The organism is Xenorhabdus stockiae, assembly GCF_002632825.1.
GTDB lineage: Bacteria > Pseudomonadota > Gammaproteobacteria > Enterobacterales > Enterobacteriaceae > Xenorhabdus > Xenorhabdus stockiae.
Genome location: NZ_NJAJ01000072.1, coordinates 1 through 6,923 on the forward strand (window position 1 = coordinate 1; position 6,923 = coordinate 6,923).

4 protein-coding genes and 1 pseudogene are annotated in these 6,923 nt (G+C 42.8%); 1 reads left to right on the forward strand and 4 read right to left on the reverse strand.

Features of this window, described 5'->3' with window-relative positions; translation table 11 throughout:
- Window positions 1–169: 169 nt before the first annotated feature.
- A complete protein-coding gene (locus Xsto_RS19665) occupies window positions 170–508 on the reverse strand; it encodes a P-loop NTPase family protein (RefSeq protein WP_099126175.1) in 339 nt (112 codons plus the stop codon).
- A gap of 267 nt (window positions 509–775) precedes the next feature.
- Here Xsto_RS19665 and Xsto_RS19670 point away from each other — a divergent pair.
- A pseudogene (locus Xsto_RS19670) lies at window positions 776–1,171 on the forward strand (transposase); the annotation flags it as partial.
- Between the two features lie 66 nt (window positions 1,172–1,237).
- On the opposite strand, the gene Xsto_RS19675 reads toward Xsto_RS19670, so the two are convergent.
- From Xsto_RS19675 to Xsto_RS19685, 3 genes are all read right to left on the reverse strand, one after another.
- Entirely contained in the window at window positions 1,238–3,868 is a 2,631-nt protein-coding gene (locus Xsto_RS19675; protein ID WP_099126176.1) for a DEAD/DEAH box helicase family protein, read from the reverse strand.
- A 4-nt stretch (window positions 3,869–3,872) separates the two neighbouring features.
- The gene (locus Xsto_RS19680; RefSeq protein WP_099126177.1) at window positions 3,873–5,870 is read right to left on the reverse strand and encodes a site-specific DNA-methyltransferase; all 1,998 of its coding nucleotides are present in this window, start codon (window positions 5,868–5,870) and stop codon (window positions 3,873–3,875) included.
- Between the two features lie 66 nt (window positions 5,871–5,936).
- Window positions 5,937–6,578 carry a hypothetical protein gene (locus Xsto_RS19685; protein WP_099120072.1) on the reverse strand — a complete coding sequence of 214 codons (642 nt, stop codon included), beginning with the start codon at window positions 6,576–6,578 and terminating at the stop codon, window positions 5,937–5,939.
- Window positions 6,579–6,923: the final 345 nt, after the last annotated feature.

Below are 6,923 nucleotides of genomic sequence, written 5' to 3' on the forward strand. Positions count from 1 at the left end.
GACAAAACTGCGCCCACTGGGGGATGAAAAAACGACAAAAGTCGTCGACATCGCAGAAAATTTCAACTAACTTGTCCATGGCCTGTTCCTCCCCGGAGTCGTTTTAGGCTTTCACCAAAACTTTGCTCCTGGAACAGGCCTCTCGTCAATTTCTTATCCAGAATTCAGGTTAAAATAGCTCCCATTTATCAAATTGTTCTTTCATCTCTTTAATAGAACTTAGTTTTATTTTTGGTATGGCCAATTTTTCAAACATTGCAGCATAACGTTTTCGATTTTTGGGTGTAACAACAGTGATGTGGTGAAGCATCTCCCATTTGATTGAGTCTTGATTGCCTTCCAATCCACCATATCGTTTACGCTGGAATAACGTTCTGTTTATATAGCGAAGCAGGCTCAATGGCGTTGAAACATCTAATAAAATAACTCCTGTTGCCCTGGATAAGCGTTGTGGCAAGCATCTTCCGTAGTTTCCATCAATAATCCAGCTTTCTTCTTTAATTGCCATATCAGACCCTGTTTCTAAATTTGTGTAATTGCCTGTTTTTGATATGTTTAATTTATCAACTAATACAGGTGAAAAGATGGACGAGAAACAGTTACAAGCCCTGGCTACTGAGCTGGCTAAAAATCTCAAAACGCCCGAAGATTTAAGTCAGCTCTCCCGTTTCCTCAAAAAACTGACCGTGGAAACGGCCCTTCAGAGCCTGCACATAGATTTGTGTAATTGCCTGATTTTGATGTGTTCAATCCAGTATCAAATGAAGGTTAATTTATGGACGAAAAACAGTTACAGGCTCTGGCTAACGAACTGGCCAAAAACCTCAAAACCCCTGAAGACCTCAGCCAGTTTGATCGTCTGCTGAAAAAGATCAGCGTTGAGACTGCACTCAATGCAGAGATGACGCATCATCTCGGGTACGAGAAAAACCAGCCCAAACCGGGAACTAACTCCCGCAACGGTTATTCCACAAAGAGCGTTATCACGGGCGACGGCCCACTGGAACTGCGTACTCCGCGCGATCGTGATGGCTCCTTCGAACCACAACTGGTGAAGAAAAATCAGACCCGTATTACCGGGATGGATAACCAGATCCTCGCGTTGTATGCCAAAGGGATGACCACCCGTGAGATAGCCGCTGCGTTCAAAGAGCTGTATGACGCGGATGTATAGGGAATGGAATTTCAACAACAGTAAAAGCGGAGCACAAGGCTCCGCTTTTCTTAATTGCAGTGTTCAAAGCAGCAGTGATGAGATTTCCAGTGGCTCACCATCGTTAATTTTATCCTGCATATCGCTGACAAATGCCTCCATCTGACTGTTGGCAAAGAACTTAATCCCAACCAGTCTGACGTCCTCACTTTCATCAATCACAATGCGATCCCTGTCATTCAGGGTTTCCAGCATTTTCTCTTTCCATGCGTCATCCAGCAATCTGTCATCTCCCTTCGGCTCAAGGAAGACCTGCCAGTAAGCATTATCCGCATGGCGCGTCAGTATCATAATGAAGTCCGGCATAAAGCCGCGCACGCCGCCGAACTCAGTGAGCTTAAAGCGCGTTGACTGTTCGTCGTTACGCAGTACATAAATATCGTCGTAACGGGCTCTGAGCTTCGGCATAAAGGCTTCCAGCATTTTCACCAGACGATGCTCAAGCTGATTCAGTATCGCGTTGTCATACACGTACCATTTTTTACCGATGGTCTGCGCGGCAGTGATTTTCTGGTTAATTATCACGGAAGGGTCAATGTGCAGACTGTAGTCCTTGATAACGTCCTTCACCGGCAGGCTTATGAAGCGATATGTGCCTTTCACCTTCTGGTCATTGCGCCGTACGTTCTCTGAGATACGTAGCAGGACGTTTTCCAGCAGATGCAGTTTTTCTTTTGCCGGTACGGCAGAGAAATCCAGCGGCTGCGGCACGGTGACGGTGATTCTCAGCTTGCCAAGATAGGCTTCACTGCCGATGAACTCACGAATACCGGTCAGCTTCGGGAAAAAGCGTTGCAGGTTATCCAGCTCGTAGAAGCGGATTCTCTGCATCGCTTTGCGGTAAAAACGCTCATCCAGTGCCAGCGGTTCATGTTTCGTGACGTTGCCCGTTACCCCTGTCAGGTTGTCCAGTGACTCCTCACCGGCGGTCTGATACGATATTTCAAAACGCGTTTCCAGTGAGTACGTTTCCCAGCAGCGGTTGCTGCTCTCTATCTCTTCCACTTCGTTGAAGTACAGTTTACCCGTCTGATAGATGGCGGACTTTTTAAAGTCCTCTTTCAGCCTAGCGTGTTCGATTGTGCCGCCACCATCCTGATGCACGTCAATGTCCGCCTGCTCAAGGGAAGCGTGCAGCGTTTTGATGTACGCCGGTTCATTGATGGTGTGATAGTGCAGTTGTTCCAGCACGCTTAAATCCTTCGCTCTGTTATCAAACCGGCGGGTGAAGCTCCGCTTGCCGTCATAACGGAACGGATAATAGCGTGCACCGCGCCCGATAAGCTGCGCCTCGCTGTCCGTGCCGGTTTTGCTGCTGCTCGCCTGTTCGCTGATGCGGACAATATCGTAGAGGTTGAGTACATCCCAACCTTCATTGACCTTTGCCACTGCAAAGACGACTCTCACCGGATTATCGACTTCTTCCAGCGTGTTCAGCAGAACGGGGTTTTCTTCCAGCAGGTCTGACTTATTGACGTTCAGCAGATTGAAGTCGTTAAAATCTTCCTGAATCTGCCCGATAACTGTCACCAAATCGCTCTCAGCGTAACGCTGTATCACTTTATGCCAGATACTGGTGTTAGAACTGAGCTGTACTTTTTTGTTCGCCAGATGACGTCTGACGCTCTCAGGTGTCAGCTCGGCAATCAGGTGCGAAAATTCATCCTGCTTCGCCTTTGAGATGGCAATCTTGTTCGACTTGAACAGAATGACCGGTTTGAAGCCAGCGATGCCGTTATCCGCTGCCGTCAGCTTACGGTACTGGCTTAACAGCACGGCATCGAGCATCTTGTCACGGTCGTTCTGGTTGGCTTCCAGCAGCATGACCTTTTTCGAGTAACCGTCTGACATAAACTGTTTCAGATCATACTGATACACCACCTTGTCACGGTATTTCTGCCCGATATCTTTATTTGCAAGGTCAATGGTCGCGGTAAACTCAAATAAGCGATTATCCAGTCGCAGGTCGAGGATATTCTCAATCGTGCGCTCCCACGTCTGCTCCTCGTTCTCCGGTGAGGTTTTCACCTTGCCTTTAGCTTTGGTGCCGGCATTGAAGTGATGCGCTTCGTCACCGAGTAGCACGAGCGGGATTTCTTTCAAATCCTCATAGGTAATGCTGTTCTCACGATAGCTGTTCAGCTCGTCGTGTATCTTATGGATAGTCGAGAGATTGAGATAAATCGTATTGTGCTCAGGTACAGACGGAAACGTCTCCACTGGTGAAATGGTGATTTTTTCTCCATCAATTTCCAGTTCCTGACTAAACAGATACTTCGGCGACTGTGGGTTAAGCAGGTTCTCGCGGGTTTTCTGGATAATCGCGTCGGTATGCACGAAAAAGATGAAGTTCTGATACCCGTACTCTTTAAACAAATAGAGTATCGTTCCCGCCATCACCATCGTTTTTCCAGCACCGGTTGCCATGTGAAACAGCAGGTGGCGGTAATGCAGCAGTGCCTCTTCCCGCTTACGCTGCGTATAATGCAGGTAACGAAGTGCCCCGTGCTGATACGGACGCAACTCGTCCTTCAGGTTCGCCTGAACGTAGCCCGGCGTCTGGTAGTTGTCATGGAACAGACCGGGTTCGTCAAATTGCTTCAGCTTGTTAAACAGTAGCTTCTCACTGCCGCCTGATTTCGGTTTCTTCGCCATGCCGTCACTCCATACCGTAGAAGCTGCGGGTGAAAGCTTTGTCGCTCTCTGAAATGTTCAGATCGCAGTCGTCCATCTCCGAGGCGTTCACGTAGAGCTGATTTTTATCAAGTATTTCAATCAGAAGCTGCTTCTGCTCGTGCAGTTCCAACTCGCTGAATGCAACTTTTCGTGGAATGCCTTCCATTTCGTACTCAGCGGACAGCACGTTTTCAAGTGCCACCTGATAATTGAGGTGCGCCTCCGTTTTCATTACGGAAAACAGTTTTTCGAGTTCCTCAGTAGACTGCGCTTTCTGGATTTCATGCACGAAGTACGCGTTCAGCTCCATCAGTTCGGCATAGACAAAGCTTCCCCCACCTTTCCAATTAACGTCTTTGGATATACCACCCTGCTCGCCTTCGATGACTTTTTGCAGGCGCGGCACGGTAATCTCATTGATGTAATCCATTTGCTCAATGCCAATATAGCGACGCCCCATTTTATGGGCTACTGCTGCTGTTGTTCCGCTCCCAAGGTGGAAGTCCAAAACCAAGTCACCTTCTTTTGTACATGACTCAATACACCGCTGAATCAGTTTTTCAGGCTTTTTCCCATTTTTAAAAATAGCACCACCTTCATTAGCTATTCCATTCCACGGGATATCAAGCCATAGATTAGTAAGTAACATGGTGGGGGTCAGAGTTCCATTTAAATTCTTGACCTTATTAGAATAAAAATATATTTGTCTTCCGTTAATAATATATATATTGTCGTTATCCCTTTCTACTTTATAGATTTTACCCGGATTCTTTTTAGACTCATCCCTAATCTCTACGATTTTTTTGCCGGCCGCATTGCTTATTGCGGTTGCTTGATAAACAGCATCTGCGTTTTCAATCGCGAATTGAGCCATTCCTTCGTCAAAATCTAATCGACCATATTTTTCCTTTGCTTCTTTAACGCTATTAAAACCCTTACACTTAGCGAAATATTCAGCTAAAGAGCACGTCTCCCATTGACAATAGTCATCATTTATGTTTTTTATAAATTTCCCGTATGATGGGTCGTAAGAGCTTTTTACGAACTGAGGTGTGTAGGTGTACTTGCTCCTGTCCTTACAAAACATTAGAAGGTATTCTGTTTGAGAATATGGTGACGGATTTACTACTTTTAATCCTGAAGGATCAGAAGTCTTTACGACGATATTGTTTAGGAAGTTATCCCTACCAAAAATATCATCCATTAAAAATCTCAGGGAGGAGTGCTCCTTGTCGTCACATTGAACAAATATGATACCATCATCGCTTAATAATTCTTTTGCGATTGATAGTCTATTTTTCATAAAAGTAAGCCATGTAGAACGATTAAACTTATCGTTGTACCTAAAACTATCGTTTCCAGTGTTGTATGGTGGATCTATATAGATTAACTTAACTGAGTTAATAAATCTTTTCTTCAAGCAGTGTAGTGCTATTAAATTATTCCCTTTTAATAAAATATTATCATTTGAGATGAATGATAATAGCCTGTCAGAAACAGATTCTTTATTATATTTTTTTATAGATGTAAAAACCTTTGGGGATAAAAGGTTATCTATTTCATCCTTTGCAATTATCTCATTGTAGTATAATTCACTTTTACCGTTTTCCTCTTTTGTCATCCCGCCTTCAAGAATGCAATCCTTAAAGGGGAAGTCAAGTACTACATCCGAGCTGTAATCAATGTATTTACCTTCACTTGTTAATCCCACTTTGTTCCGGTATTTAGTGAAGCTGTTAGCCCAGTATTCCTTGTATTTGAGCAGGCTACATAATTTATCAAAGTCAAAGATGAAAATACCATCAACATCCGTACCATAAACAGAACGCACTTTTTCATTAGTGACCAATGCCTTGATTAGATCTGGCTGTTTTTTACTGATAGCTTCAATCACCATTGAGCGGTGCAATTCCTCTCCGTTCCAGAATTGCGAAAAACCTTTTAAAACCTTGTTCAGTTCTTTTATTAATTCGGTTTGCATGCCATTACCTTATGAAAGATTAAAAAACAATCACCTTAATAACCAAATAAATTAAAATACTTTCTCTTATGCGAGATTAGTTTTATTTTTTAGATAATTATATAACACTTCACCATTTTTAACGCGTGACAGTGTTTGAGCGAAAGGTATATCATTTTCAAGTACTCGTTTTACATCTCTTGCAGATAAAGGCTTTTCCAGCAAAGAAAAATCAGATAACACCTGATATCGCATTGAGTTATGGTTAATTTTTTCTGGATTAGGCTCATCAATGTTCTGGCCACTACCAAAACCATATGCCACAATCCCTGACCCTGATTCGTATAAGAAAACAACATCCCCTTTTTTTATTCTATTGATTTTCCCTATATAATCATCTTCGAAAGTTGCAGCAATTCCTTGCTCCAGAATGATGTTATGGTCAACGGTGCTATTTGTTTTATTAGTATTTAAGAGGAAATAAGAAACACCGCTATTTTCATCAGCAATATCTGTTAATTCATTCTCACTTTCCATTTTCATCTTCCACCATTCGGGGATAGCATAGTCGGAGATCAACTGATAAATAACATCTTGTCTTGTGCAGCCAACAACATCGGCAATTTCTTGGAGTACAGCATTTTCTTCATTAGTGACTCGAACACTTAAGGTCACAGTGTTTTTAATATCAGAATTAAATTTTTTATTAAGATTATTTAATAGGCTCATGATTAGGCTCTTGTGTTTGACATTGAGTTAGCATACATGAATCTTAACCCCTGTCAACAAATGAATCAAAAATAGAATCATTATTTGAATCAATTTTTGATTCGACAGCCATTTTAATTGAATCCCTCTTTAAATGGGAACACGCAAAATTAAGTAACATATTGATTATAAATAAAATTAATATATTAGATATAAGTTGGGATTGGCTTTAGGCGTTAAATGAATGGTTATTTAGCTAGCCTGACTCTAAATAACTTTTCATAATAGTGAGACACTCGATTTACTTTCTCTGAAAGAGTCTATTTGCAGATTTTTTCAAGAATTTTTTCACATTACTGAGCAGTT